Here is a 25,241-nt window from a genome sequence, read left to right on the forward strand (position 1 = left end):
TCGGCGGACGGAAGGCGGCGTCTGGCCGTTCGCCGTCCCGGCGACGTACGGTGATCGGACGCGCACGGTCCCGATGTGCGCGGGTCGGAACAGTCGGAGGTCCCCCATGCCCGTGCCCGTGTCCGTGCTCGACCTCGCCACCGTCCGTCCGGGCGGCAGCGTGCGGGAGACGTTCGACGCCAGCGTGGCGCTGGCCCAGGACGCGGAGCGCTGGGGCTACCGGCGGTACTGGTTCGCCGAGCACCACAACATGCCGACGATCGCCTCCTCCGCCACGGCGGTGCTGATCGGGCACATCGCCGGCAGCACGTCGACGATCCGGGTGGGCGCCGGCGGGATCATGCTGCCGAACCACTCGCCCCTGGTGATCGCCGAGCAGTTCGGCACGCTCGAGACGCTCTACCCCGGCCGCATCGACCTCGGGCTCGGCCGCGCGCCCGGCGGGGACATGGCGATGCTCCAGGCGCTGCGCCGCAGCCCCACCGACTCCGACCGGTTCCCCCAGGACGTCGTGGAGCTCCAGGCGCTGCTCGGCCCCGAGCGTCCCGGGCAGACGGTCCGCGCGACCCCGGGCACCGGCACCGAGGTGCCGCTGATCATCCTCGGCTCCTCCCTGTTCGGGGCACGGCTCGCGGCGGCGCTGGGGCTGCCGTACTCGTTCGCCTCGCACTTCGCGCCGAACGCGCTCGTCGACGCGGTGACCACGTACCGGCGGGAGTACCGGCCCTCGGACGCCAACCCCGAGCCCTACGTCATCGTGGCCATGAACGTCTTCGCCGCCGACACCGACGCCGACGCGCACGACCTCTACCACTCGGCCCTGCGCGCCAACGCCGGCCGGCTCACGCGCAGCGGACTGCCGCTGTCGGACGAGGACGCCGACGCCGTCCTCGCCTCGCCCGCCGGCGACCAGATCCGCCATATGCTCCGCCACTCCGCCGTCGGCTCCCCCGCCACGGTGCGCGAGCAGGTCGAGCAGTTCGCCGCCCACGCGCAGGCGGACGAGATCATCGTCGCCTCCAACACCCCCACCGCGGAGGCGCGGCGCCGCTCCTACGAGCTTCTCGCCGCGGCCGTCGACCTCGTCGGCTGACGGTGAGGGTTCCCTTCACGGCCCGTCGGTGATGGGCTGTGGGGCGGTGACGACGGACGTGACCCTTCGGCTGACTGGCTCCGTGCCGTGCGCGGTCACGTGCGCTCCAGGTACGCAGCGGCGTCCTCGTCGATCGACTCGGCGACCATCCGGGCGAGTCCGGGCTCGGAGGCGAGCGCGGGGTCACGGGCCACGAGATCGCGGGCGGCGGCCCGCGCGCCGTCGATGATGTCCGCGTCCTGCAGCACGCGCAGCAGCCGCAGCGAGCTGGACCGGCCGGACTGGGAGGCGCCCAGCACGTCGCCCTCCCTCCGTAGTTTCAGGTCGGTCTCGGCGAGCTCGAACCCGTCGGTGGTGGCGGCGAACGCGGCCAGCCGCTCGAACGAGCCGGAGTCGGGGTGGGCGGCCGTCACCGCGAGGCACATGCCGGGCTTCGTCCCGCGCCCGACGCGGCCACGCAGCTGGTGGAGCTGGGACAGGCCGAACCGGTCGGCGTCGAGGATGACCATGACCGTGGCGTCCGGGACGTCCACGCCCACCTCGATGACCGTGGTGGAGACGAGCACCGGGGTGCGGCCCGCCGCGAAGTCGGCCATGGCGGCGTCCTTCGTCTCGGTCGGCAGCTGCCCGTGCATCTCGCCGATCGCCACGCCGGCCAGCGCGGGTGTCTGCCGGAGCAGGGCGGCGACCTCCTCGACGGAGGCGAGGGGGCGGCGCGGCTCGCCCGCGTCGTCGAGGGCGAAAAGCTCGTCCGAGACGTCGTCGGAGAAGCCGTCCTCGGCTGCGTCGCCGCCGTTCTCGCCGGCCGTGATCCGGGGGCACACGACGTAGGCGCGTCCTCCGGCGTCGACCTCCTCGCGGACCCGTTCCCAGGTGCGCTCGACCCACCGGGGCCTGTCCGCCGGGACGATGTTGGTGCTCACGCCCGCCCGCCCCGCCGGCAGCTCGCGCAGGGTGGAGGTCTCGAGGTCGCCGAAGCTGGTCATCGCCACGGTTCGCGGGATCGGCGTCGCCGTCATGACCAGCAGGTGCGGGGTCGTGCGGCCCTTGGCGCGCAGGGCGTCACGCTGCTCCACGCCGAAACGGTGCTGCTCGTCGACGACGACGAGACCGAGGTCGGGGATCTGGACGACCTCGCTGAGCAGCGCGTGGGTCCCGATGACGATCCCGGCCTCGCCGGACGCGGCGGCGGCGATGGCCTTGCGGCGGGCGGCGGCCCCCATCGACCCGGTCAGCAGGACCACCCGGGTGCCCTCGTCGGCCCCGCCGAGCATGCCCGCCTCGGCGAGCGGGCCGAGCAGGCCGGTGATCGAGCGGTGGTGCTGCTGGGCGAGGACCTCGGTGGGGGCCAGCAGCGCGGCCTGCCCTCCGCCGTCGACCACCTGGAGCATCGCGCGCAGCGCGACGACGGTCTTGCCGGAGCCGACCTCGCCCTGGAGCAGCCGCATCATCGGCACCGGTGCGGCGATCTCCCGCTCGAGGACCGCGGCCACCTCGTGCTGCCCGGCGGTGAGCTCGAAGGGCAGGCGGGCCTCGAACGCGTCCCGGATCCCCCCGCTGCGCGGCTCGAAGGCCGTCGCGGCGTCGGACAGGGTGGCGGCGCGCCGCTGCGCGAGCGCCGTCTGGAGGACGAACGCCTCCTCGTGCCGGAACCGCCGGCGCGCGCGCTGCCAGTCCTCCGGGGTGCGGGGCGCGTGCAGCCCGCGCAGGGCGGTCATGACGTCCGGCAGGTCGTGCTCCCGGCGGTAGGCGGCCGGCAGCGCCTCGGGCACGTCCTCGGCGGTGAGCGGACGCAGGACGGTCTCGACCGCCTTCTCGATCTGCCAGCTGGCGATGCTCGCGCTCGCCGGGTAGATCGGGATGGGCCAGTCGACCTTCTGCACGGCCGCGAACTCGTCGTCGAGGTCGTCGAAGGTCTCGTAGCTCGGGTGCGTGAGCTGGCGGTCGCCGCGGTAGGCGCTCACCGTGCCGCTGAACATCCCGGTCGCGCCGCGGCGGAGCCGGCGCTCGTGGTGCTCGAGCGAGCGGGAGTGCTTGCCGAAGAACGTGAGCAGCAGCTCGTCGGTGCCGTCGGTGATCCGGACGTTGAGGATCGCCCCGACCTTGCCGCGCATGGGCCGGGACTCGCTGGAGGAGACCTCGGCGATCACCGTGACGTGGTCGCCGACGCGCAGCTGCCGCAGGGCCGTGAGCTTGCCGCGGTCGCCGTAGCGGCGCGGGTAGTGCCGCAGGAGGTCCCCGACGGTGTGCACCCCGAGCTTGCCCAGGGCCTTCCCGGTCCTGGTGCCGAGCTCCTTCTCGAGGGAGCGTCCGAGGCGGCCCCCGACCTCGCCCAGAAAGGCGGGATCGTGGCGTCTCTCGCGCGCGATCGGCTGGTTCACTCCACCCCCAGCAGCAGGGCGGGGGACGGCTGTCCCCCGTCGACGACGACGACCTCGGCGGCCGGGGCGAGCGCGGCCGCCGCCTCCCGGACCTCCGCGGCGGTGCCCGGGCCGGCCCCCGACCCGACGACGGCGGTGACCAGCTCGTCCTCGGGTCCGAGCAGGCTCTCCAGGGCGTCGCGCACCGCCCCGTTCCCGGTGAGCGCCACCGCCCGCGACCGCATCCGTGCGTTCGCGACGTCGGCGCGCCGGCACGCGTCGTCCAGGTCGGTGACGACGGCGCCGCCGACCTCCGTGGCCGCGGCGAGGACCTGCAGGTCGTCGGCGGGCGGGGCGACGTGGAGGCGCACGGGACGGGCCCGGTGGGGCGCGGAGCGGCCGTCGTGGTGCGCGGCCGTGCGGGCCGCCTCCGCCGCGAGCTCGTCGCACGGGAGCACGAGCACCACCCCGGCGAGCGTGTCGGTCGCCGCCCGGACCACCGTGGCGGCGTCCGGGGCGAGCACCGCCGCCGCCCCGGCACGGGCCAGGTGCTCGAGCAGCCCGGGCGCCCGCGTGCAGGCGACGACGCCGACGCGCACCGGGTCCCGTCGCACCAGCCGCACGCAGACCTGCGTCATCTCCGCCGGGCCGGCGAGGGCCGCGGCCGGATCGTCGGTGTGCACGTGCACCTGCCAGAGGTTCTCGCCGCCGACGACGGCGACCGAGTGGCCGGTGCGCTGCAACCCCTCACGCACCGCCGCGGCGCGGTCCACGCCGGCGTGGAGGACGTACATGACCTCGAACGCGCCGGCACCGTCGTCGTCCGGTGCCGGCCCGGGGACCGGCTGCGCCGTGGCGGCCGTGGCGGCCGTGGCGGCGCCCGCCCCCGCTGGCGGCATGGTGCCGAGCCGGGCGAGGAACGTGGTGACGCGTTCGGCGCGGGCGGTCCCGGCGTCGCCGGTCGCGGTCACGACGTCGAGGAGGGCGGTGAGCAGGACGACGTAGCCCACGCCGCCGGCGTCGACGCCGGCCCCGCCGAACGCCCCGCGGGTCTGAGCCAGGGCGTCCCGGGCGGCCAGGCCCGCCGCCCGGACGACCGACTCGAGGTCGCCGCCGTCCTTGGCGACGCCGTTCGCGGCGTCGGCCGCGGCGCGCGCGACCGTGAGGATGGTGCCCTCGACGGGCCGGCCGACCGCAGCCCGGGCCTGCACGGCAGCCGCGTCGAGCCCCGCGGCCACCGCGGCGGGGCCTGCCGAGGTGCGGCCCGCGAGGGTCGCGGCGAGGGCCTGGAGGCACTGACCGACGATGATGCCCGAGTTGCCCCGGGCCCCGAGCAGGGCGCCGTCGGCGGCGGCACCGGTGAGGGCGGTCAGGTCGGCGTCCTGGTGGAGCGGCCGCACGGCCTCGGCGGCCCCCGCGAGGGTGAGGACGAGGTTCGTCCCGGTGTCCGAGTCCGGGACGGGGAAGACGTTGAGGCGGTCGATCTCGTCGCGCACGAGCAGCAGCGACCGCAGGGCGTGCTCGAACCAACGGCGCACGGCGGGGGCGTCGAGCTCGGCGAGGGTGGCGACCACGGACTCCCCCCGGCGGCTCCCGCGGACCGGCCCGGTGCCGGTCCTCTACGATCCTCAGGTTATCCGCCGTCGCCCACACTGGCCGGTACCGCTGTGGGCACGTGGCCGGAGAGCCGCCGCAGGGCCACCGCGGAGGCGCCGGCCGCGCACCCTGTGGCGGACGCCACCCTTGCCCGGGCCCCGGTCGTTTGAGCGTGCGGCGATTTCTCGGGTACTCTTGCCAGGTTGCCCGACCCGGCAGGCCTTCCGCCTGCACCTTGCGGGCTCACCGACATCACGCACCGCCTGCCGGCTGTGCGTCAGCGAGAAGATCAGGAGAACGACCGTGGCTGCCACCTGCGACGTCTGCGGCAAGCGCCCGAGCTTCGGCAAGAGCGTCTCGCACTCCCACGTGCGGACCAGCCGCCGTTGGAACCCGAACATCCAGCGCGTGCGCGCCCTCGTCAACGGCGCCCCGAAGCGCGTGAACGTGTGCACCTCGTGCCTCAAGGCCGACAAGGTGACCCGCGCCGTCTGACGCACCCGCGCGGCGAACGCGCACGCTGAGGCCGCCCTCCCCGTCCGGGGACGGCGGCCTTTCGCATACCCACGGTTCGTGCCTGCCTCTGCCATGTGGCGAGGTGATGGACCCGGCTCGCCGGGGCCCGCGGCACCTGCCCCTTGTCGCGCCCCGGGCCTCGGCGGAGAATCGAGACCCCGCCCCTCGGAGGCCCGACATGGCCACCACGACCGTTACCCCTGCAGACCTCGCCGACCTGACCGCCGGCTTCCGGGGCGAGGTCATCCTCCCCGGCGACCCGGGCTACGAGCAGCACCGGCGGGTGTGGAACGGCGCCATCGACCGCCGCCCCGCCGTCATCGCCCGGTGCGCCGGGGTCGCGGACGTCATCGCCTCCCTCAGGCTCGCCCGGGAGACCGGCCTGACCGTCGCCGTGCGCGGCGGCGGGCACAGCTTCCCCGGCTACTCCACCTGCGACGACGGGATCGTCCTCGACCTCTCGCCGATGCGCGGCACCCGCGTGGACCTGCGCGCGCGCACCGTCCGCGCGCAGGCCGGGGTGCTGCTCGGCGAGCTCGACCGGGAGACGCAGGCCTTCGGGACGGCCGTGCCGTCCGGCATCGTCACCCACACCGGCATCGCCGGGCTCACCCTCGGCGGCGGCATCGGCTGGCTCACGCGCCGCCACGGGCTCACCGTCGACCGGCTGGTGTCCGTGGACGTCGTCACCGCCGACGGCGAGCTGGTGCACGCCAGCGAGGGCGAGAACCACGACCTCTTCTGGGGCGTGCGCGGCGGGGGCGGCAACTTCGGCGTCGTCACCGAGTTCGAGTACCGGCTCGTCGACGTCGGCCCGACGGTGCTCGCCGGACCGATCTTCTGGCCCGTGGAGCAGTCGGTGCCGGTGCTGCGCTTCTACCGGGAGTGGATCGCCGACGCACCGGAGGACCTCGGGACCATCACGGTGCACCGCCGCGCGCCCGCGCTGCCGGTCGTCCCGGCCGAGCTGCACGGGCGCCACGTCACCGCCGTCGTCGTGTGCTGGGCCGGGGACCCGGACGACGGTGAGCGCTACGTCGCGCCGCTGCGCCGCGTCGGCACCCCGCTGCTCGACCTGTGCAGGCCGAAGCCGTTCGTCACCCACCAGGCGATGTTCGACCTCTCCTTCCCGCACGGCTGGCACTACTACTTCCGGTCCTGCGACCTCGGCCCGCTCACCGACGAGGTCATCGACCTTTTCGCCGAGCACGCCGCCCGTGTCCGGTCCCCGATCAGCTCCGTCGGCTACTTCCACGTGGGCGGCGGCGCCCCCGCCCGCGTGGACGACGACGCCACCGCGTTCTCCGGGCGGCACGCCACCCATACGGTGAACATCAACGGCAACGCCATGACCGCCGCCGAGCACGAGGCGGAGCGCGAGTGGGTGCACCAGCTGTGGGACGCCCTCGAGCCGCACGGCGTCGGGAGCTACACCAACTTCCTGATGAGCGAGGGCGAGGACCGGGTGCGGAGGGCCTACGGCGCGGAGAAGTACCGGCGGCTGCAGGGCCTGAAGACCCGCTACGACCCCGGGAACCTCTTCCACCTCAACCAGAACATCGTCCCGGCCTAGCCGGCGCGCAGTGCCGGCGTGACGTCGGCCGACGCGGCCGGAACGCCCCGCCGCGCGGGAGGCCCGGCGGAACCCCGCGCCGCTCAGCGGCGGAAGTGGTCCCAGCCCAGGGAGGTGACGGCCGGCGGGACGCCGTCCACGAGGACGGTCCCGGCCGGGTGCCCGACGTCGGCCGCCCGCACGGCACCGAGCGGGCGGAAGCCCTCAGGTAGGGCCGAGCCGGCGGGGAAGGTGGCGAGCATCCCATGGTCCTCCCCGCCGGTCAGCGCCCAGGCCGCGGGGTCGGTCTCCAGGCGGGCGGCGGCGTCCCTCAGCCCCGCGAGGTCGCCGGGCACGGAACGCTCCAGCGGCTGGAGGTCGATCACGACGCCGGAGCTGCGGGCCAGCCGGGAGGCGTCGCGCAGCAGACCGTCCGAGACGTCCATCATGGCGGTGGCCCCCGCGCCGGCCGCGGCCGGTCCGGCGGCGAGCGCGGGTCGCGGGCGCAGGAAGGAGGCGACGAGCCCCTCGTCCGACCCGCCACGGCGCGCCGACGCCAGGAGCGCCATGCCCGCCGCCGCGTGGCCCAGCACGCCGGCGTGGGCGACCACGTCGCCCGCCCGGGCTCCGGAGCGCAGCACCGGGGCCCGCCCGCCCAGGTCGCCGTGGACGGTCACGGCCACGACCACCTGCATCCCGGCGGAGAGGTCGCCGCCGTCGACGCCGACGCCCAGCGGCCCGCACAGCTCCGCGAGCCCGCGGCTGAGGTCGTGGACCCAGGCGACCGGCGTCGTCGGCGGCAGCACGAGCGAGACCACCATGGACGTCGGCTCGGCCCCCATCGCGGCGATGTCGGAGAGGTTCTGCGCGGCGGCGCGCCAGCCCACGTCCGCCCCGTCGCCCCAGTCGAGGCGGAAGTGCTGGTCCTGGACGAGCACGTCGGTCGAGACGCAGAAGCGCCCGTCGGGGGCGGCGACGACGGCCGCGTCGTCGCCCGTGGGCACGAGGGTGTGACGCCCACGAGGCAGCAGCGGGACGAACGAGGCGATGAGCTCGTCCTCGGTCAGGTCGGCGACCGTCGGGCTGTCCATCCCGCCACCGTATCGGGCGCCGGGCCAGGGCCGCGGGCCGCGGGCCGGGGCCGCGGGCCGCGGAGCGGGTCCGCCGTGCCAGGGCCGCGGGAGCGCCGCCGTAGAGTGGCGGGGTGCCCCGCCGGTCCCTCGCCCTGACGCTCGTCCCCCTCGCCGTCCTGACCGGGTGCTCCTCCCCCGTCGACCTGCCGCCCGGCGAGCACGCGGCGGACCCGACGTGCGGCGACGTCCTCATCTCCACCCCCGAGGCGCTGGGCGGGCTCGAGCGCCGCTCCACCTCATCGCAGGCCACCACCGCCTGGGGCGACCCGGCCGTCACCCTGCGCTGCGGCGTCGAGCCCCCCGGTCCGACCACGGACCGCTGCCTGAGCGTGGAGACCGGCGACGGGAGCTTCGTCGACTGGATCGCGCTGGAGGGCGACGACGAGTCGCTGCCGGAGCACGCCCGGCAGAGCCGCGGCTCGTGGACGTTCGTCACCTACGGGCGCGAGCCGGCGGTCGAGGTGGTCGTCCCCGCGGAGCAGGGCACGTCCGGGCAGCCGACGGCGTACCTCGTCGAGCTCGCCGGGGCCGTCGGCGTGAGCCCGGCCGACCGGTTCTGCGTCGGCGCCACCGACGTCTCCTGACCGCCCCGACGGCACCTCGCCCGGGCGCCGCCGCGGTCAGCGCAGGCCGGCGGAGCGCTCCAGGGCGAGGGAGACCAGCTCGTCGATCAGCTCCGGGTACGGCAGGCCGGAGGCCTCCCACAGCGCGGGGTACATCGAGTACGGCGTGAACCCGGGCATCGTGTTGACCTCGTTGATCACCACGTCGCCGTGGTCGGTGTAGAAGAAGTCCACCCGGGCGAGGCCCTCGCAGCCGAGCGCCTCGAACGCCTGCCCGGCGAGCTGCTGGACCCGGGCGACGACGTCCTCGGGAAGGTCCGCCGGGATGGCCATGGTCAGCGGGGCGGTGTCGAGGTACTTCGTCTCGTAGTCGTAGAACCCCGCGGCCGGCGTGTCGAGCACGATCTCACCGGGGACGGACGTGCGCGGGGCGTCGTCGCCGTGCCCCTCGAGGACGGCGCACTCGATCTCGCGGCCGTTGATGGCCCCCTCGACGACGACCTTCGGGTCGTGGCGCTGGGCCTCGAGCACGGCCGCCTCCAGGTCCTCCGGGCGCTCCACGCGGCTGATCCCGAGGGAGGAGCCCGCCCGGGCGGGCTTGACGAAGACCGGGAAGCCGAGCGAGGCGACGGCGTCGAGGGCGGCCGCCTTGTCGGTCCGCCACATCCGCGGGGTGATCACCGTGTAGGGCCCGACGGGCAGCAGCTGCCCCGCCAGGATGATCTTCATGTAGTGCTTGTCCATCGCGGCGGCGGAGGCCAGCACGCCCGAGCCGACGTACCGGGTGCCGGCCATCTCGAGCAGACCCTGGATGGTCCCGTCCTCGCCGAACGGTCCGTGCAGCAGCGGCAGCACGACGTCGACGGCGCCCAGCTGGTGGGGCACCTCGCCCGGCTCGGCGACGACGAGCGGCGCCGGTGCGTCGCCGAACGGGACGAGCACCTGGGCGCCGTCCGCCGTGATCTCCGCGCGCCCGCCCTCGAGGAGCGCGGGGTCGTCGGGGGCGAGCACCCAGCGACCGTCGCGGGTGATGCCGACCGGGACGACGTCGTAGGCGTCGCGGTCGATCGCGCGCAGCACGCCGGCGGCGGTGGCGCAGCTGACGGAGTGCTCGCCGCTGCGGCCGCCGAAGACGACGGCGACGCGTACCTTGCGCGTGTCCCGCCCGGCGGGCTCGGTGGTGGTGGGCTCGGGTGCACGCTCGATGTTCATCGCGTGCGAGGGTACCGCCGCGGACGGTGCAGCCACCGCTCCCACGTCGGGAATAGCCTGGGCCGGTGAGCCCGGACCCCCAGCACCGCAGCCTCTCCCCCGCCACCACCGCCGTCGCGGCCGGCCGGCCGCCGCGCGAGCAGGGCGCGCCGGTCAACGCCCCGGTGGTGCTCTCGAGCACGTACGTCTCCACCGGCACGCCGGGGGCCGAGGAGATGCTCTACACCCGGTACAACACCGAGACCTGGCTCCCGCTCGAGGAGGCGGTCGGCGCCCTGGAGGGCGCCGCGCTGCCGGCCCTGGCGTTCGCCTCCGGCATGGCCGCGATCGACGCCGTGCTGCGGCTGGCGACTCCGGGCTCGGCGGTCGTCGCGCCGCGCCACGCCTACCTCGCCACCCTCACCGCCGCCCGCGAGCAGGCAGAGCGCGAGGGGTCCGTGGTGCGCGAGGTGGACATCGCCGACACCGACGCCGTGGTCGCCGCCCTGGCGCCCGACGGCGAGCCGGCCGCCAGCGTGCTGTGGATCGAGTCCCCCACCAACCCCATGCTCGAGGTGGCCGACGTGCCGGCGCTCGCCGCGGCCGCCCACGCGGCGGGCGCGCTGTGCGTCGTCGACAACACCTTCGCCACCCCGCTGGGGCAGCGCCCGCTCGCCCAGGGGGCCGACGTCGTCGTCCACTCGGTGACGAAGTTCCTCGCGGGGCACTCCGACCTGGTGATGGGAGCCGCCGTCACGGACGACGCCGGCCTGCGCGCCCGGCTGCACGCGCGCCGCACGACCGGCGGGGCGATCCCCGGCCCGTGGGAGGCGTGGCTCGCCCTGCGCGGGCTGCGCACGCTGGCGCTGCGCGTGGAGCGGTCCCAGGCCAGCGCGCTGGAGCTCGCGCGGCGTCTCGCGGAGCACCCGCTGGTCGCGGAGGTGTCCCACCCGGGCCTGCCCTCGCACCCGCAGCACGAGCGGGCCGCGGAGCTGATGGACGGGTTCGGCTCGATCCTCACGCTGCGTCCGGCCGGCGGCGCCGCGGCCGCGGAGGCGCTGACCCGGGCGGTCGAGCTGTGGGTGCCCGCCACGAGCCTGGGCGGGGTGGAGTCGAGCCTCGAGCGGCGCCGTCGGCTCCCGGCGGAGGCGGGCACGGTGCCTGAGGACCTGCTGCGCCTGAGCGTGGGCATCGAGGACGTCGAGGACCTGTGGGCCGATCTCGACCGCGCCCTGCACGCGGCCGCGAACCGCGCCGGCTGAGAGGCGGCCGAGACCGGCCGGGCCGAGGACCCGCGGGACCAGCCGGCCGAGGCCGGACCGGCGGGGCCCCCCGGATCCGGGAACCCTCCCCCCGCCGTCAAGCCGGCGACCGCCGTCGGCGCGGCGTGCAAGATGGGGTCCCGGACGGACATGAGCCAGGTGACCGGCCACCCGCGCGCTCGAGGGGGCACTTCGTGAGGACCGCAACCATCCTGACCGCCGCGGCGGTCTTCCTGGTCGCCGGCTGCGGCGGGCTGGCGACGGCGGACGACCCGCTCGACATTCCGGAGCCCGGCGGGACGGCGGGCCCGGCGGCGCCCGCCCCGGGATCGCCGTCCACCCCCGGCAGCGCGCCCGGCGACTCGCCCCTCCCGGACGAGGCGCCGCCCGGCGACTCGCCCCTCCCGGACGACTACCCCTGGGAGCCTCGGCAGTCCCCTCCGCCGCACGTCGACGGCGACGACGGCGGCGAGCCGTGGGTCGGTGGCTTCGACACCGTGGTCCTGCCGGAGCGCCTCGAGGTGGTGCACGACGGTGCGGCGACCTACTCCGTCACCGGCATCGAGATCTACGAGCAGGGCCCGGACCAGTCACGCGTCGTCGTCTCCTACACCGGCGGCGAGGGCCTGGCGGGCCTCGACCTCTCGGTCGCGGGTGCCACGGACCTCCCGCCGGAGGTCGCCCTCCCGGGCGGCGTGGACACCGGCCTCGCGTTCCTCACCGGCGCACAGGCGCCCCTGGGCGGCGCGCTCGAGCCCGGGCAGCTGATCAGGCCGGAGGCCGCGTCGCGGGTCCACGGCGTGAGCGTGGGCCCGCCCGACACCACCATGGGCACCGGCGTCTACGTCGGGATGGACGCCGGGGCCGTCCTCTGGGCGGTCCCGGACCACGCCGGCACGCTCGTCCTGATCGTCACCGACCCGGGCACGGGCCCGACGTCGTAGCGGACCCGCTGGTCACGGATCCGTATCGACGGCCCGGCGCTGCGCGGCGCACCGGCCGCAGCCCGCTAGCGTGGGGCGCATCGGCACCCGCTCGGGGGCCACGGAGCCGGGAGGAACGATGCGCAGATCGGCACGGGTGGTCACGGCCGCCCTCGCGGGCGGGGCCCTGCTGGCCGCGTGCAGCAACGGCGGCGCGGAGCCGACGCCCGCCGCACCGACCACGACGGTGTCACCCACCGCCGCGGAGACCACGTCTCCCTCTCCCTCCCCCACCGCCTCCGGCGACGACGGCCAGGAGGACGACGACGACGGCTCCACGGCGGCGCCCGCGCAGGAGACCGACGCGCCGACCGACGCCGCCGACTACAGCACCGACCCGCAGAACGATCCCGACTGGCCCTCCGCCGGGGGCGAGCTCCTCCCCACGGGGGTGCGGGTGGGCAGCCACGAGGGCTACGAGCGCGTGGTCTTCGACTTCGAGGGCACCGGCACCCCCGGCTGGCGCGTCGAGTACGTCGACGAGGCCGTCGAGGACGGACGCGGCGAGGTGGTCGACGTCGAGGGCGACTTCACCCTCCAGGTCATCGCCACCGGGGTGCGCTACCCCGAGGGCGACGACGAGACCGGCCGCGTCGCGCAGGGCTCCTACGACGCCGAGGACGCGGACCTCGTGGAGGAGGTCCACGTCACCGGCATCTTCGAGGGGCAGAACCAGGCGTTCATCGGGCTGGACGAGGAGGCCCCGTTCCGCGTGTTCACCCTCACCGAGCCGGCCCGGCTCGTGGTGGACGTGCGCACCACGAACGGCTGAACCGCCGGGACCGGCGCGGCGCCCCGGCTGCCGGGGCACTCACCGTCGGGGAGCTCTGGGTCAGTCGAGCTTGAAGCCGACCTTCATGCCCACCTGGTAGTGGGCGACCTTGCCCTCCTCGAGGTGGCCGCGGACCTCGGTGACCTCGAACCAGTCCAGCCCGTGCAGGGTCCGGCCCGCGCGGGCCAGGCCGTTGCGGATCGCCTCGTCGACGCCGTTCGGCGACGTCCCGACGATCTCCGCGATCTTGTACGTGTTGTCCTCGGTCATGGTCCGCTCCTTCGTGTCAGGGTCGTGAGCCGCCAGTCTGTCGTGGACCCGGTCACCGGACAACAGGAACGCCCCCGGCCCCGGCTCGGGCCCCGGGGTCCGCCCGGCCGGTCAGGCGCGCTCGTGCTTGAGCGGACGGGCGAGCAGCGCGGCCGTCATCTCCGCCACCGGCCAGCCCTCGTGCAGCACGGCGACGACCGCCTGCGTGATCGGCATGTCGACGCCGTGGGCGTTGGCGAGGTCGAGCACCGAGCGGCAGGACTTCACGCCCTCCGCCGTGCCGCCGGTCGCAGCCAGCGCCTCCTCCAGTCCCATGCCGGCGCCGATGTGGGCGCCGAGCGTGTGGTTGCGCGACAGCGGTGAGGCGCAGGTAGCCACGAGGTCCCCCATGCCGGCCAGGCCCGCGAACGTGCCCGGCTCGGCGCCCAGCGCCGCCCCCAGCCGCGCCGTCTCCGCCAGCCCGCGCGTGATGATCAGCGCCTTGGTGTTGTCCCCGTACCCGCGCCCCTGCGCCATGCCGACGGCGAGCGCGATGACGTTCTTCAGGGCACCGCCGAGCTCGACACCGACGACGTCGGTGTGGGTGTACGGCCGGAAGTACGGCGCGGCACAGGCACGGGCGACGAGCTCGGCGACGTCGTGCCGGGCGGCGGCCACCACCGCGCCGGCCGGCTGGTGCGCCGCGATCTCCTTGGCCAGGTTCGGGCCGGACACCACCGCCACGCGCCCGGGGTCCACCTCCAGCGACTGGGCCAGGACCTCGCTCATGCGCTGGTGCGTGCCCAGCTCGACGCCCTTCATCAGGGAGACGACCACGCTCTCCTCGGCCAGCGTGCCCGCCAGGGGAGCCAGCACCGCCCGCACGGACTGCGACGGGAGGGCGACGACGACGACGTGGGCGCCGTCCACCGCGGTGGCCAGGTCCGTGGTGGCGCTGATGCCCGGCGGGAGGTCCACCCCCGCCAGGTTGCGCGTGTTCCGGCGGTGGGCGGCGATCTCGCCGACCACCTCGGGGCTGCGGCCCCACATGCGGACGGCGCAGCCGGCGTCGGCCATGATCGCCGCGAACGTGGTGCCCCACGCACCGGTGCCGAGGACCGCCGCACGCACGGGCGGCTCCGCCGTCGTCGGTCCGCCCGCCTCCTCGACGGGCGCCTCCCCGAGCGGCCCCTCCTCGGGATGCGCCCCCGCCGACGTCACGGGCGGCCCCCGGCCCGGCGGGCGGACCTCCGGGCCCGCAGCGGGGCGAGTCGCTCACGGAGGGCGCCGAGCCGCCGGTCCAGGGCCGCCCGGCGTTCCCGGCGCGCGGCCCGCCGCTGCGCGCGGGCGGCGTCGTGGGCGGCCCGCGGGTCGCCGTCGCGGCGAGCGTCGTACACGCGCGCGGGCGGTGCCTCGCCGCGGATCTCGGCGAGCTGGGCCGTGAGTGCCGCCATGATCCGCGCCGTCGCCTCGCGGAGGACCTCCTGGTCCACCGGCCGGCCGTACAGGTCCGCCAGGTCGACCGGGGGCCCGGCGACGACGGTGACGGGCGTGCGTGGGAAGGGCCGGAAGCGTGCGGTGTAGCGCGGCATGATGCGGTGGGCGCCCCACTGGGTCACGGGTACGACGGGCACCCGGGTGCTCAGGGCGAGACGGGCCGCACCGGTGCGTCCGGTCATCGGCCACAGGTCGGGGTCCCGGGTGAACGTGCCCTCGGGGAAGATCACGACGCACTCGCCCCGGCGCACCGCCTTCTCCGCCGCGACGAGGGAGTCGCCCGCGCGGGAGGTGCCGCGGTAGACCGGGATCTGGTCGGCAGCGGCGAGCAGCCTGCCGAGGACGGGCACCTCGAAGAGCGAGGACTTCGCGAGGAACTTCGGCGCCGCGCCGTGGTCGTAGAGGAAGTGCGCCACGGTCAGCGGGTCCATGTTGCTGGCGTGGTTCGCCACGGCGACGAAGCCCCCGGCGGGCGGCAGGTGCTCCCCGCCGCGCCAGGTCCGCCGGGTCATCAGGCTCATCGCCGGGCGGAGCAGGGAGACGAGGAACCGGTAGACGCCGGACTGCTTTCGTGGCTGCACGTTCGCGATCGTAGTCTCCGCGGGGTCGAAGCCCCCTCCGACCAGCCCCGTGGCCGAGTCGTCACGACTCGCCCCGACTCTCCGCGGGCCTCGCCGTAGGGTGAAGTGACTCGCCCGACGACGAGGGGAGCTGGGCGTGGAGACCCACGAGCGGCGGCTGCCCGGCTTGGTGCTGGTGCCGGTCGTGGTCATGTGCGCGCTGCTGGGGCTGGCTCTGGCGGTCCTCGGCTGGAGCGGCTGGCTGCTGGGGCCGGCCGTCCTGATGCTCGGCCTCGTCGGCCGCTCGACGGGGTCGCGGTGGGCGGACTGGGCGGTACCGGTCGGGGGCGGCCTCACGGTCGGCACCGTCAGCTACCTGCTGCTCGGGGCGAACGTGGGCTAGGAGCGCTCGACGAGGCCGCGCACGTAGGCGGCCTGCCCGAGGTGCTGGAGGTCGTCACCCACGATGCTGACGAGCCGCACGCCGAGCGTCACGGGCGGGTCCCACGCCTCGTCGACCACCCGCTCGAGGTCCTCCTCGGCCAGGGTCGCGAGGAACTCCACGGTGCGCCGGTGGACGTCGCCGAGGTAGCCGAGCAGGTCCTCGGCGCCGACGCGCACCTGGGCGACCTCGTCGCTGGACTGGCCGTAGCCGGTGGCCGCGGGGTCGAACGGCAGACCCATGCGCGCGGCCCAGCCGTCCGCCGTCCAGGCCTGCTCCTCCCCCGAGCAGGCGGCCACCTGGGCGTCCTGGCCGCGGGCCAGGTGCCAGACCAGCCAGGCGATGGAGTTCGCCTCGGGGTCGGGCCGGTAGGTCAGGGCCGTCTCGTCCAGCCCGGCGAGGATCCGGGCCGCCTCGTCGGGCACTCGGGAGTAGGACTCGATGAGCAGCTCGGCCACGTTCATGGCGCCAGTGTGCCGTGGGGGCGCGGTCCCGGCCAACGAACGTGCACCCGGACGCCGACGGCCGGCCGACGGGATCGTCGACCGGCCGGAGACCGCGGGACTCGCGTCAGCTGGCGGCGGTGGAGAGCTCCGCCAGCGTGACCTTGGCGGAGAGCGCCTCGAGCTTGCCCATGAAGTTCTCGTAGCCGCGGTTGATGATGCTGATGCCGCGCACCTGCGAGGTGCCCTCCGCCGCCAGGGCGGCGATGAGGTGGGAGAAACCGCCGCGCAGGTCGGGGACCTCGATGTTGGCCGCGCGCAGCGGCGTCGGGCCGGAGACGACGGCGGAGTGGTAGAAGTTCCGCTGCCCGAACCGGCAGGGCAGCCCGCCGAGGCACTCGCGGTAGATCTGGATCGTGGCGCCCATGCCGCGCAGGGCGTCGGTGAACCCGAACCGGTTCTCGTACACGGTCTCGTGGACGATCGACAGCCCCTTGGCCTGGGTCAGCGCCACGACGAGGGGCTGCTGCCAGTCGGTCATGAAGCCGGGGTGCACGTCGGTCTCGAGGACGATCGAGTTCAGGTCGCTGCCCGGGTGCCAGAAGCGGATGCCGTCGTCGCGCACGTCGAACGCGCCGCCGACCTTCCGGAAGGTGTTGAGGAAGGTCATCATCTCGGGCTGGGAGGCGCCGCGGACGAAGACGTCGCCGTGGGTGGCCAGCGCGGCCGACGCCCAGGAGCCGGCCTCGATGCGGTCGGCGAGCGCGGTGTGCCGGTAGCCGCCGAGGCGGTCCACGCCCTCGATGCGGATGGTTCGGTCGGTGTCGACCGAGATGATGGCGCCCATCTTCTGCAGGACGGCGATGAGGTCGGTGATCTCGGGCTCGATCGCGGCGTTGCGCAGCTCGGTCAGGCCCTGGGCCCGCACGGCGGTGAGCAGCGTCTGCTCGGTCGCCCCGACCGACGGGTAGGGCAGCTCGATCTTGGTACCGCGCAGGCCGCGGGGCGCCGAGATGTGGATGCCCTGCACGCGCTTGTCGACGACGGCGCCGAAGCTGCGCAGGATGTCCAGGTGGTAGTCGATCGGCCGGTCGCCGATGCGGCAGCCGCCCAGGTCGGGGATGAACGCCTCGCCCAGCCGGTGCAGCAGCGGGCCGCAGAAGAGGATCGGGATCCGCGACGAGCCGGCGTAGGCGTCGATGTCGGCCACGTGCGCGGACTCGACGTCGGTGGGGTCCAGGTGCAGCACGCCGGCGTCGCGGTCGTGGTCGACCGTCACGCCGTGCAGGCGCAGCAGGTCGGCGACGACGTCCACGTCCCGGATGACGGGGACGTTCGCGAGCACGGACGGTCCCTCGCCCAGCAGGGAGGCCACCATCGCCTTGGAGACGAAGTTCTTCGCGCCGCGCACGGTGATCTCACCGGTCAGCGGCGTGCCGCCCTCGACAGTCAGGAGCCCGCTCATAAACACCTCACCAGCCCCGGGAACTGACGGGGCCCGTTTCGAAGCGGACCCGGGTGGTCCGCCGTCGAATCAGGATACGTGGCGCTCCACCGGCCCGTGGAGGGGGCCCGGGTGTCGGTTCGGACACAGCCGCGCCCCGCGGACCGGCAGGGGTCCGCGGGGCGCGGTTCTCGACGTCGTCGGGCGCTCAGGCCAGCGGGGCGTCCGCGTGGGCGGGCAGGCCGCCGCCGTCGCCGCCCACGGGGCGCGCGGCCATCACGTGCACGGGCGGCAGGTGCTTGGCGGGGAGCGTGCGCGGGCGCCACGGCTCCCGGGTGGCCTCGAACGCGGTGATGTCCGCCTCGTTCTGCAGGGTCAGACCGATGTCGTCGAGGCCCTCGAGGAGGCGCCAGCGGGTGTAGTCGTCGATCTCGAAGGTGGCGTGGACGTCGCCGGCGACGACGGTCTTGCCGACCAGGTCGACCGTCACCTCGGTGCCGGGCTCGTTCTCGAGCACCTTCCAGAGCATCTCGGCGTCCTCCTGGCTGATGACGCCGGCCACGAGGCCCTGCTTGCCCGAGTTGCCGCGGAAGATGTCGGCGAACTTCGGGGCGAGCACGACGCGGAAACCGTAGTCCTTCAGCGCCCACACGGCGTGCTCGCGGGAGGAGCCGGTGCCGAAGTCAGGGCCGGCGACGAGGACGGACCCGGAGGCGTACTCGGGGCGGTTGAGGACGAAGTCGGGGTCCCCGCGCCAGGCGGCGAACAGCGCGTCCTCGAACCCGGTGCGGGTCACCCGCTTGAGGTAGACGGCCGGGATGATCTGGTCGGTGTCGACGTTGCTGCGCCGCAGCGGGACGCCGACGCCGGTGTGCTGGGTGAACTTCTCCATGGTTCTCTGGCTCCTCAGGCGTTGACGGGCTCGGCGGCGGGCGCGAGGTCGGCCGGGGCGGACAGGGTGCCGCGGATCGCGGTGGCGGCGGCGACGAGCGGGGAGACGAGGTGGGTGCGCCCTCCCTTGCCCTGCCGGCCCTCGAAGTTGCGGTTCGACGTCGAGGCGGCCCGCTCCCCCGGCTTGAGCTGGTCGGGGTTCATGCCCAGGCACATCGAGCACCCGGCGTTGCGCCACTCGGCCCCGAAGTCGAGGAAGATCTTGTCCAGGCCCTCGGCCTCGGCCTGCAGGCGGACCCGCGCGGAGCCGGGGACCACCAGCACGCGGACGTCGTCGTTCTTCTTCCGGCCCTTGATGATCTCCGCGACCGCGCGCAGGTCCTCGATGCGCCCGTTGGTGCACGAGCCGATGAAGACGGTGTCGACGGCGATGTCGCGCAGCGGCGTGCCGGGCGTCAGCGCCATGTACTCCAGCGCCCGCTCGGCGGCCTTGCGGGCGGATTCGTCGGCGATGTCGACGGGGTCCGGCACCCGGGCGGAGAGCGGCAGGCCCTGGCCCGGGTTCGTGCCCCACGTGACGAACGGCTCGAGGGAGTCGGCGTCGAGGGTGACCTCGGCGTCGAAGACGGCGTCGTCGTCGCTGCGCAGCGTCCGCCAGTACTCCACGGCGGCGTCCCAGTCGGCCCCCTCGGGGGCGTGCGGGCGTCCCTTGATGTACTCGAAGGTCGTCTCGTCCGGGGCGATCATGCCGGCGCGGGCGCCAGCCTCGATGGACATGTTGCAGATGGTCATCCGCGCCTCCATCGAGAGGTTGCGGATGGCCTCGCCGCGGTACTCCAGGACGTAGCCCTGGCCGCCGCCGGTGCCGATCTTGGCGATGATCGCCAGGATGATGTCCTTCGCGGTGGTGCCCTCGCGGAGCTTGCCCTCGACGTTGATCGCCATCGTCCGGAACGGGGCGAGCGGGAGCGTCTGGGTGGCGAGCACGTGCTCGACCTCGGAGGTGCCGATGCCGAACGCCAGCGCGCCGAAGGCGCCGTGCGTCGAGGTGTGGGAGTCGCCGCAGACCACGGTCAGGCCCGGCATCGTCAGGCCCAGCTGGGGGCCGACGACGTGCACGATGCCCTGGTCGGCGTCGCCCAGGGAGTGCAGGCGGATCCCGAACTCCTCGGCGTTGTTGCGCAGCGTCTGGATCTGGGTGCGGCTGGTCGTGTCGGCGATCGGCCGGTCGATGTCCAGCGTCGGGGTGTTGTGGTCCTCCGTCGCGATCGTCAGGTCCGGGCGGCGCACCTGCCGGTCCGCGAGCCGGAGGCCCTCGAAAGCCTGCGGGCTGGTGACCTCGTGCACCAGGTGCAGGTCGATGTAGAGCAGGTCCGGCGCACCGTCGGTGCCCTTGCGCACCACGTGCGCGTCCCAGACCTTCTCGGCCAGCGTTCCGCTCATCGCTCTCTCCCTAGGATCGTTTCGGGGCCCTGCGCAGTATCGCGTGCTTGCATCTCACTCACTGAGATGTCAATATCGACCCATGGACAACTCTAGCGGAGTCGGCGTCCTTGACAAGGCCGCCACGGTTCTCGGTGCGCTAGAGGCCGGGCCTGCCACCCTCGCCCAGCTCGTGAGCGCCACCCACCTCGCACGCCCGACGGCGCACCGCCTCGCCGTCGCGCTCGAGCACCACCGTCTCGTCGCGCGCGACATGCAGGGACGGTTCATCCTCGGCCCGCGTCTGGCGGAGCTCGCCTCCGCGGCCGGCGAGGACCGCCTGCTGGCCGCGGCCGGGCCGGTCCTGACGGCGCTGCGCGACCACACGAACGAGAGCGCCCAGCTCTTCCGCCGCCAGGGCGACCAGCGCATCTGCGTGGCCGCCGCGGAGCGGCCCATGGGCCTGCGCGACTCCATCCCGGTGGGCGCGACCCTGAGCATGCTGGCCGGCTCCGCCGCCCAGGTGCTGCTCGCGTGGGAGGAGCCGGACCGCCTCCACCGCGGCCTGCACGGCGCGAACTTCACCGCCACGATGCTCTCGGCGGTGCGCCGCCGCGGGTGGGCGCAGTCCGTGGCCGAGCGGGAGCCGGGCGTGGCCTCCATCTCCGCACCGGTGCGCGGCCCCTCGGGCCGCGTCCTCGCCGCCGTCTCCGTCTCGGGCCCGATCGAGCGCATGGGCCGCCAGCCCGGGCGGCTGCACGCGGCCGCCGTCGTGGCCGCCGCCAACCGGCTCACCGAGGTGCTCAAGCGCACCGAGGAAGACTAGAACCTCGCAAGGACGTCGCGACAGCCCGGCCCCGCAGGGGCCGGGCTGCGTCGTCTCCCGGACCGCCGACCAGCCGCCGTCGTCGGCTCTCTGCAGCGCCGACCACCCGCCGCCGGCCACCACCCCCGGGCCGCACGGTGTCGCAGCGGATCCCTGAGCCGGCGCGCCGTCGGTCCTAAATGCGAAAGGCTCCCACCCGTGACGGGTGAGAGCCTCTCTGTGGTACCCCCAGCCGGATTCGAACCGGCGCCGCCGCCGTGAGAGGGCGGTGTCCTAGGCCACTAAACGATGGGGGCAAGTCTGTTCAGTTCTCGGTCTCCTCGCGGCGACCTCCGGAGACATTACCAGAGGGCCCCCCGGCGATCGAGTCGAGAGCGCTCCCGGCCGCTGTGACGTCGACCACGGGCGCCGGCGCGTCGCCCGCCCGGGATAGGTAGGGCTACCGATGCGCCCGCCGGCCCCGCGGGCGCACCCTCGTCCCGTCGACCACCTACGGAGGTGCGTCGACGACCGAGGAGGGAGGAACGATGGCACGCATCACGTTCGAGGTGGACTCCCCGCTTCCGCCGGAGACCGTCCTCGCCCACCTGACGGACTTCGGGAACCGGCGGCCGGACCTGTGGCCCGCGATCGACCCCCGCACCTACCGGGTCCATGGGGTCGGGGACGGGTGGGCCGACGTGACCGAGGGCAGTGACGTCCTCGGCGGCATCTGGGCACGCGAGCGGTACGACTGGTCCGAGCCGGGCGTCGTCACGGCCACGCTGCAGGACTCGAACTTCTGGCACCCGGGGGGCACCTGGGAGCTTCGGGCGGCGCCGGGGCCGGGCGGCGGCAGTCGGCTGAGAGTGGTCCGCGACCGCCGGGCCCGACGCCCACGAGCCGCCCTGCTCGAGGCGGTCCTGGCCGTCGTGGGCCGCCGGCTGCTCGCCGGCGAGCTGCGCCGGGCGCCGGCACTGGGCCTGGTGGCGGCACCGGACCGGCGGCAACCCGAGCGACCTCGGTCCTGACCCTGGTACGCCCCGGACCGTGGCACGCCGACCGAGTGCCGTCCCGGACGAGAGCAAGGCCCCGCACCGAGGTGCGGGGCCTTCCGGACGTACCCCCAGCCGGATTCGAACCGGCGCCGCCGCCGTGAGAGGGCGGTGTCCTAGGCCACTAAACGATGGGGGCTCGGCACCTCGCGGCGCCACGGTCTCGCGAAGGACGCGATGCCGCTCGCTGGGGTACCAGGACTCGAACCTAGACTAACTGGACCAGAACCAGTCGTGCTGCCAATTACACCATACCCCAAGGGGGTATAACCTCCGCTCCGCCCTGCGGCGGCGTGGGGGTCGTACCGTCGAAGAACATTACCCGAGCGCGAGGCGTGCTCCAAACCCGGAACGGCCTTCGTGACGGTAATCACGGCGGCTCGCCACCGGGTGGACGCGCCCGGTCGGCCGCCCTGCGGGTCCGATATGTTCGTCCGGCACACCGACTCTCCTGGGGAACCTCTGATGCTTCGCACCACCCTCCGCCCCGCCCGCGTCCTCGCGGTCGCGGCGTCCGGCGCGCTCGCCGTCGCCACGCTCGCGGGCTGCTCCGGCGGGGGCGACGAGGACGGGACGGCCTCCCCCACGACGACCGCCCCGGCCACCGCGCCGGCCACCGCCGCCGCCGAGCCGGCCACCGTCACCTGGGACCACCCCGAGACGGACGGCTACGTGCTCTCGGAGGAGCCGCCCACCGACACCGTTGTCCAGCTGGAGAACACCGACCTGGCGTGCATCTACCAACTCACCCACGAGGTCATCCCCGACGCCGGGATCGACGACTCGACCTACACCGACACCGCGATCGAGAACGCCACCTCGGCGCTCGGCGAGGTGGCGGAGACCGGGCGGGATGACTCCGCGATCCCCTCCGACGCCGGTGCGCTGGCGGCCCGCGAGGTCACCCTGAGCGCCAGGTCGGGTTCGCAGGAGCTCGACGTGAAGATGCTGCTGCGGGCCTCCTCCGCGGACCAGGTCCTGGTGGGGATCGTCCACATCTGCCCGACGGGGACCCTGGACGAGGCCGCCTGGGACGCCTTCGTCGCGGGCACCACCCTGCACGGCACCACCGCGACCACCTTCTAGCGCCCGCTCCTCCAGAACGCGGCTCATCGGCGTCCTCGCCCCCCAGGCCTCGTCCCGCCGGCCCGGTATCGGACAGGACACCGCACCGACCGGTGTGGCGACCACGATTCGGTGGTTGGATTCACGGCATGGACCCCGACGACGTCCGGCACGCCGCCCAGTGGTTCGCCACCGAGCTTCGCGCCCGTCCTGACGACGAGTTCGACTACGACCAGACCGCCCGCGGGCTGGACTGGTCCTGCTGGGACACGGCCGAGCACGTCCTGGACGACCTGCTGGCGTTCGCCCTCCAGGTGGCCGGCCGGGTCGAGGAGAGGTATCTGCCGATCGTCGGCAACGACGGCCGGTCGGACATCGTCCTGCGGGTGGACCGGGGCGCCGGCGTCGCCGGACTGGCCGCCAGCATCGAGGCCATGGCCGAGCTGCTCGCCGCGCAGGTGCAGGTGCGCCCGCACACCACCCGCGCGTGGCACCCGACCGGGGTCTCGGACCCGGGCGGGTTCGCCGCGATGGGGGTGTGCGAGATCGTCCTCCACGCCTGGGACGTGCTCAGCGCCCTCGACGACGAGGTCGCCGACCTGCCCGAGGACCTGTGCGAGGGCGTGCTCGTCCGTCTCTTCCCGGGCACGCCCGAGGTCGGGACGTTCCAGGACCGCCTGCTCTGGCAGACCGGCCGCGAGGAGCTCGCCGGCTACGGGCGCCTCTCGACGTGGCGCTGGGACCCGACGGTCCGCTGAGCGGTGCGGCAGGCACGCCGTCGGGCATGCCCTCCGGCGTCGTCAGCCCGCGGCGGTCCCGAGCCGGGAGCGCAGGGAGCGCAGCCGCGCCAGGCTGGACTCGCGGCCCAGGAGCTCCATCGACTCGAACAGCGGCGGGGAGACCCGGCGGCCGGTGACGGCGGTGCGCAGCGGGCCGAAGGCGAACTTGGGCTTGATGCCCATCCCGTCCACGATCGCCGCGCGCAGGGCGGCCTCCACCGGCTCGGTCGCGAACTCGGTCAGGGGCTCCAGCGCCGCCACGGCGGCGTCGAGCACGTCCGCCGCCTCGGGGCGCAGCGCCTTGAGCGCGTCCTCCTCGACCACGAGCTCGCCGTCGGAGCGGAACAGGAAACCGAGCATGCCCACGACCTCGCCGAGCAGGGTCATGCGCTCCTGGACGAGGGGCGCGGCGCGCACCAGCAGCTCCTGCTCGCGCTGCCCGAGCTCGTCGTAGGAGGCCGCGGGCACGAGACCGGCGGCGTGCAGGTAGGGCACGAGACGCCCACGGAAGTCCTCGGCGGCGAGCATGCGCACGTGGGTCGCGTTGATCGCCTCGGCCTTCTTGAGGTCGAACCTCGCCGGGTTGGGGTTGACGTCGGCCACGTCGAACGCGGCGACCATCTCCTCCTTGGAGAAGATGTCGTTGTCCGCGGAGATGCCCCAGCCCAGCAGGGCGAGGTAGTTGAGCAGGCCCTCCGGGGTGAAGCCGCGCTCGCGGTGGAGGAAGAGGTTGGACTCGGGGTCGCGCTTGGAGAGCTTGCGGTTGCCCTCCCCCATCACGTACGGCAGGTGCCCGAAGACGGGCATGACGTCCGCGACGCCGAGGTCGAGGAGAGCCTGGTAGAGCACCACCTGGCGCGGCGTCGAGGAGAGCAGGTCCTCCCCGCGGAGGACGTGCGTGATCTTCATCAGCGCGTCGTCGACCGGGTTGGTCAGGGTGTAGAGCGGGAAGCCGTTGGCGCGGACGATGACGAAGTCCGGGATGGAGCCGGCCCTGAACGTCACCTCGCCGCGGACGACGTCGGTGAAGGTGACGTCCGTCTCGGGCATGCGGACCCTGAGCACGGGCGCGCGCCCCTCGGCGCGGAAGGCGGCCTTCTGCTCGTCCGTGAGGTCGCGGTCGAAGCCGTCGTAGCCGAGCTTGGGGTCGCGGCCCGCGGCCCGGTGCCGCGCCTCGATCTCCTCCGGCGTGGAGTACGACTCGTAGGCGTAGCCGGCGTCGAGCAGCTTCTGCGCCACGTCGCGGTAGACGTCCATGCGCTCGGACTGCCGGTAGGGGCCGTACGGGCCTCCCACCTCCACGCCCTCGTCCCACTCCAGGCCGAGCCAGCGCAGCGCCTCGAGGATCTGCTGGTAGCTCTCCTCGGAGTCGCGCTCCGGGTCGGTGTCCTCGATGCGGAACACGAACGTGCCGCCCACGTGACGGGCCTGCGCCCAGTTGAACAGGGCGGTGCGGATCAGCCCCACGTGCGGGGTACCGGTGGGCGAGGGGCAGAAGCGCACCCGGACGGCGGAGCCCGTCGGGGCGGTGGCGAGGTTCTCGGTCATGATGGCCCCAGCGTAGCCGC

The 25,241-nt window shown here is 74.6% G+C and carries 24 protein-coding genes and 3 tRNA genes; 12 read left to right on the forward strand and 15 right to left on the reverse strand.

The features are described 5' to 3' along the window. The first annotated feature begins 106 nt into the window (after window positions 1-106). Entirely contained in the window at window positions 107-1,093 is a 987-nt protein-coding gene (locus KZX45_RS15670; protein WP_248258689.1) for an LLM class flavin-dependent oxidoreductase, read from the forward strand. A gap of 95 nt (window positions 1,094-1,188) precedes the next feature. On the opposite strand, the gene KZX45_RS15675 is transcribed toward KZX45_RS15670, so the two are convergent. Continuing rightward, window positions 1,189-3,474 carry an ATP-dependent DNA helicase RecG gene (locus KZX45_RS15675; protein WP_248258690.1) on the reverse strand — a complete coding sequence of 762 codons (2,286 nt, stop codon included), beginning with the start codon at window positions 3,472-3,474 and terminating at the stop codon, window positions 1,189-1,191. Beyond that, the gene (locus KZX45_RS15680) at window positions 3,471-5,027 is read right to left on the reverse strand and encodes a DAK2 domain-containing protein (protein WP_248258691.1); all 1,557 of its coding nucleotides are present in this window, start codon (window positions 5,025-5,027) and stop codon (window positions 3,471-3,473) included. Before KZX45_RS15680 ends, KZX45_RS15675 begins: the two co-directional genes overlap by 4 nt. Before the next feature lie 325 nt (window positions 5,028-5,352). Here KZX45_RS15680 and rpmB point away from each other — a divergent pair, with 325 nt between their 5' ends. Together rpmB and KZX45_RS15690 are read left to right on the forward strand one after the other, a co-directional pair. Continuing rightward, complete coding sequence (rpmB, locus tag KZX45_RS15685; RefSeq protein ID WP_098484684.1) at window positions 5,353-5,544, forward strand: 50S ribosomal protein L28; 192 nt, start codon at window positions 5,353-5,355, stop codon at window positions 5,542-5,544. Between the two features lie 199 nt (window positions 5,545-5,743). Then, entirely contained in the window at window positions 5,744-7,138 is a 1,395-nt protein-coding gene (locus KZX45_RS15690; RefSeq protein ID WP_248258692.1) for an FAD-binding oxidoreductase, read from the forward strand. 83 nt (window positions 7,139-7,221) lie between these two features. Here the strand turns inward: KZX45_RS15690 and KZX45_RS15695 are convergent, their stop codons facing one another. After that, window positions 7,222-8,208: a thiamine-phosphate kinase gene (locus tag KZX45_RS15695; RefSeq protein WP_248258693.1), complete on the reverse strand. Its 987-nt coding sequence runs from the start codon at window positions 8,206-8,208 to the stop codon at window positions 7,222-7,224. Between the two features lie 113 nt (window positions 8,209-8,321). Here KZX45_RS15695 and KZX45_RS15700 point away from each other — a divergent pair, with 113 nt between their 5' ends. Further along, window positions 8,322-8,834, forward strand: a complete 513-nt coding sequence (locus tag KZX45_RS15700) for a DUF3515 family protein (RefSeq protein ID WP_248258694.1) — start codon at window positions 8,322-8,324, stop codon at window positions 8,832-8,834. A gap of 36 nt (window positions 8,835-8,870) precedes the next feature. On the opposite strand, the gene KZX45_RS15705 is transcribed toward KZX45_RS15700, so the two are convergent. Beyond that, window positions 8,871-10,025 carry a D-alanine--D-alanine ligase family protein gene (locus KZX45_RS15705; protein WP_248258695.1) on the reverse strand — a complete coding sequence of 385 codons (1,155 nt, stop codon included), beginning with the start codon at window positions 10,023-10,025 and terminating at the stop codon, window positions 8,871-8,873. 65 nt (window positions 10,026-10,090) lie between these two features. Between KZX45_RS15705 and KZX45_RS15710 the strand changes: the two genes are divergently transcribed. The 3 genes from KZX45_RS15710 (at window position 10,091) to KZX45_RS15720 (ending at window position 13,021) form a co-directional block, all read left to right on the forward strand. After that, window positions 10,091-11,266 (forward strand): PLP-dependent aspartate aminotransferase family protein, encoded by a 1,176-nt coding sequence (locus KZX45_RS15710; RefSeq protein ID WP_248258696.1) that lies wholly within the window; start codon window positions 10,091-10,093, stop codon window positions 11,264-11,266. Between the two features lie 194 nt (window positions 11,267-11,460). Further along, window positions 11,461-12,210, forward strand: coding sequence for a hypothetical protein (locus KZX45_RS15715; RefSeq protein WP_248258697.1), 750 nt, complete (start codon window positions 11,461-11,463; stop codon window positions 12,208-12,210). A 118-nt stretch (window positions 12,211-12,328) separates the two neighbouring features. Further along, on the forward strand, window positions 12,329-13,021 hold the full coding sequence (locus KZX45_RS15720) for a hypothetical protein (RefSeq protein ID WP_248258698.1): 693 nt from the start codon (window positions 12,329-12,331) through the stop codon (window positions 13,019-13,021). Between the two features lie 60 nt (window positions 13,022-13,081). Here KZX45_RS15720 and KZX45_RS15725 read toward each other — a convergent pair whose 3' ends face one another. The 3 genes from KZX45_RS15725 to KZX45_RS15735 all read right to left on the reverse strand — a co-directional run bounded on the left by KZX45_RS15725 (window position 13,082) and on the right by KZX45_RS15735 (window position 15,348). Then, on the reverse strand, window positions 13,082-13,291 hold the full coding sequence (locus KZX45_RS15725; RefSeq protein ID WP_248258699.1) for a dodecin: 210 nt from the start codon (window positions 13,289-13,291) through the stop codon (window positions 13,082-13,084). 111 nt (window positions 13,292-13,402) lie between these two features. Continuing rightward, window positions 13,403-14,401 carry an NAD(P)H-dependent glycerol-3-phosphate dehydrogenase gene (locus KZX45_RS15730; protein ID WP_308221753.1) on the reverse strand — a complete coding sequence of 333 codons (999 nt, stop codon included), beginning with the start codon at window positions 14,399-14,401 and terminating at the stop codon, window positions 13,403-13,405. Between the two features lie 86 nt (window positions 14,402-14,487). Beyond that, a complete protein-coding gene (locus tag KZX45_RS15735) occupies window positions 14,488-15,348 on the reverse strand; it encodes a lysophospholipid acyltransferase family protein (protein ID WP_248258700.1) in 861 nt (286 codons plus the stop codon). Window positions 15,349-15,484: 136 nt separating this feature from the next. On the opposite strand from KZX45_RS15735, the gene KZX45_RS15740 reads away from it, so the two are divergent. Further along, window positions 15,485-15,730, forward strand: coding sequence for a hypothetical protein (locus KZX45_RS15740; RefSeq protein ID WP_248258701.1), 246 nt, complete (start codon window positions 15,485-15,487; stop codon window positions 15,728-15,730). On the opposite strand, the gene KZX45_RS15745 is transcribed toward KZX45_RS15740, so the two are convergent. From KZX45_RS15745 to leuC, 4 genes are all read right to left on the reverse strand, one after another. Then, the gene (locus tag KZX45_RS15745; protein WP_248258702.1) at window positions 15,727-16,233 is read right to left on the reverse strand and encodes a DinB family protein; all 507 of its coding nucleotides are present in this window, start codon (window positions 16,231-16,233) and stop codon (window positions 15,727-15,729) included. The two genes, KZX45_RS15740 and KZX45_RS15745, sit on opposite strands and share 4 nt — an antisense overlap. 106 nt (window positions 16,234-16,339) lie before the next feature. Further along, window positions 16,340-17,677, reverse strand: a complete 1,338-nt coding sequence (gene murA, locus KZX45_RS15750; protein WP_248258703.1) for a UDP-N-acetylglucosamine 1-carboxyvinyltransferase — start codon at window positions 17,675-17,677, stop codon at window positions 16,340-16,342. Between the two features lie 187 nt (window positions 17,678-17,864). Beyond that, complete coding sequence (gene leuD, locus KZX45_RS15755) at window positions 17,865-18,548, reverse strand: 3-isopropylmalate dehydratase small subunit (protein WP_248258704.1); 684 nt, start codon at window positions 18,546-18,548, stop codon at window positions 17,865-17,867. Between the two features lie 14 nt (window positions 18,549-18,562). Further along, complete coding sequence (gene leuC, locus KZX45_RS15760; RefSeq protein WP_248258705.1) at window positions 18,563-19,990, reverse strand: 3-isopropylmalate dehydratase large subunit; 1,428 nt, start codon at window positions 19,988-19,990, stop codon at window positions 18,563-18,565. Between the two features lie 82 nt (window positions 19,991-20,072). Here leuC and KZX45_RS15765 point away from each other — a divergent pair, with 82 nt between their 5' ends. Beyond that, window positions 20,073-20,795, forward strand: a complete 723-nt coding sequence (locus tag KZX45_RS15765; RefSeq protein ID WP_248258706.1) for an IclR family transcriptional regulator — start codon at window positions 20,073-20,075, stop codon at window positions 20,793-20,795. Window positions 20,796-21,015: 220 nt separating this feature from the next. Here the strand turns inward: KZX45_RS15765 and KZX45_RS15770 are convergent. Continuing rightward, a tRNA-Glu gene (locus tag KZX45_RS15770) sits at window positions 21,016-21,091 on the reverse strand. 231 nt (window positions 21,092-21,322) lie between these two features. Here KZX45_RS15770 and KZX45_RS15775 point away from each other — a divergent pair. Next, the gene (locus KZX45_RS15775; protein WP_248258707.1) at window positions 21,323-21,805 is read left to right on the forward strand and encodes an SRPBCC family protein; all 483 of its coding nucleotides are present in this window, start codon (window positions 21,323-21,325) and stop codon (window positions 21,803-21,805) included. 90 nt (window positions 21,806-21,895) lie between these two features. Here the strand turns inward: KZX45_RS15775 and KZX45_RS15780 are convergent. Both KZX45_RS15780 and KZX45_RS15785 read right to left on the reverse strand, forming a co-directional pair. After that, window positions 21,896-21,968 (reverse strand) — tRNA-Glu (locus KZX45_RS15780). 48 nt (window positions 21,969-22,016) lie between these two features. Continuing rightward, window positions 22,017-22,088, reverse strand: a tRNA-Gln gene (locus tag KZX45_RS15785). Between the two features lie 206 nt (window positions 22,089-22,294). On the opposite strand from KZX45_RS15785, the gene KZX45_RS15790 reads away from it, so the two are divergent. Together KZX45_RS15790 and KZX45_RS15795 are read left to right on the forward strand one after the other, a co-directional pair. Further along, on the forward strand, window positions 22,295-22,915 hold the full coding sequence (locus KZX45_RS15790; protein WP_248258708.1) for a hypothetical protein: 621 nt from the start codon (window positions 22,295-22,297) through the stop codon (window positions 22,913-22,915). Between the two features lie 128 nt (window positions 22,916-23,043). Then, entirely contained in the window at window positions 23,044-23,652 is a 609-nt protein-coding gene (locus KZX45_RS15795) for a hypothetical protein (RefSeq protein ID WP_248258709.1), read from the forward strand. 42 nt (window positions 23,653-23,694) lie between these two features. Here the strand turns inward: KZX45_RS15795 and gltX are convergent, their stop codons facing one another. Beyond that, a complete protein-coding gene (gene gltX, locus KZX45_RS15800; RefSeq protein ID WP_248258710.1) occupies window positions 23,695-25,221 on the reverse strand; it encodes a glutamate--tRNA ligase in 1,527 nt (508 codons plus the stop codon). Window positions 25,222-25,241: the final 20 nt, after the last annotated feature.

Origin of the sequence: Georgenia sp. EYE_87, from assembly GCF_023148685.1 — a bacterium.
Lineage (GTDB): Bacteria > Actinomycetota > Actinomycetes > Actinomycetales > Actinomycetaceae > Georgenia.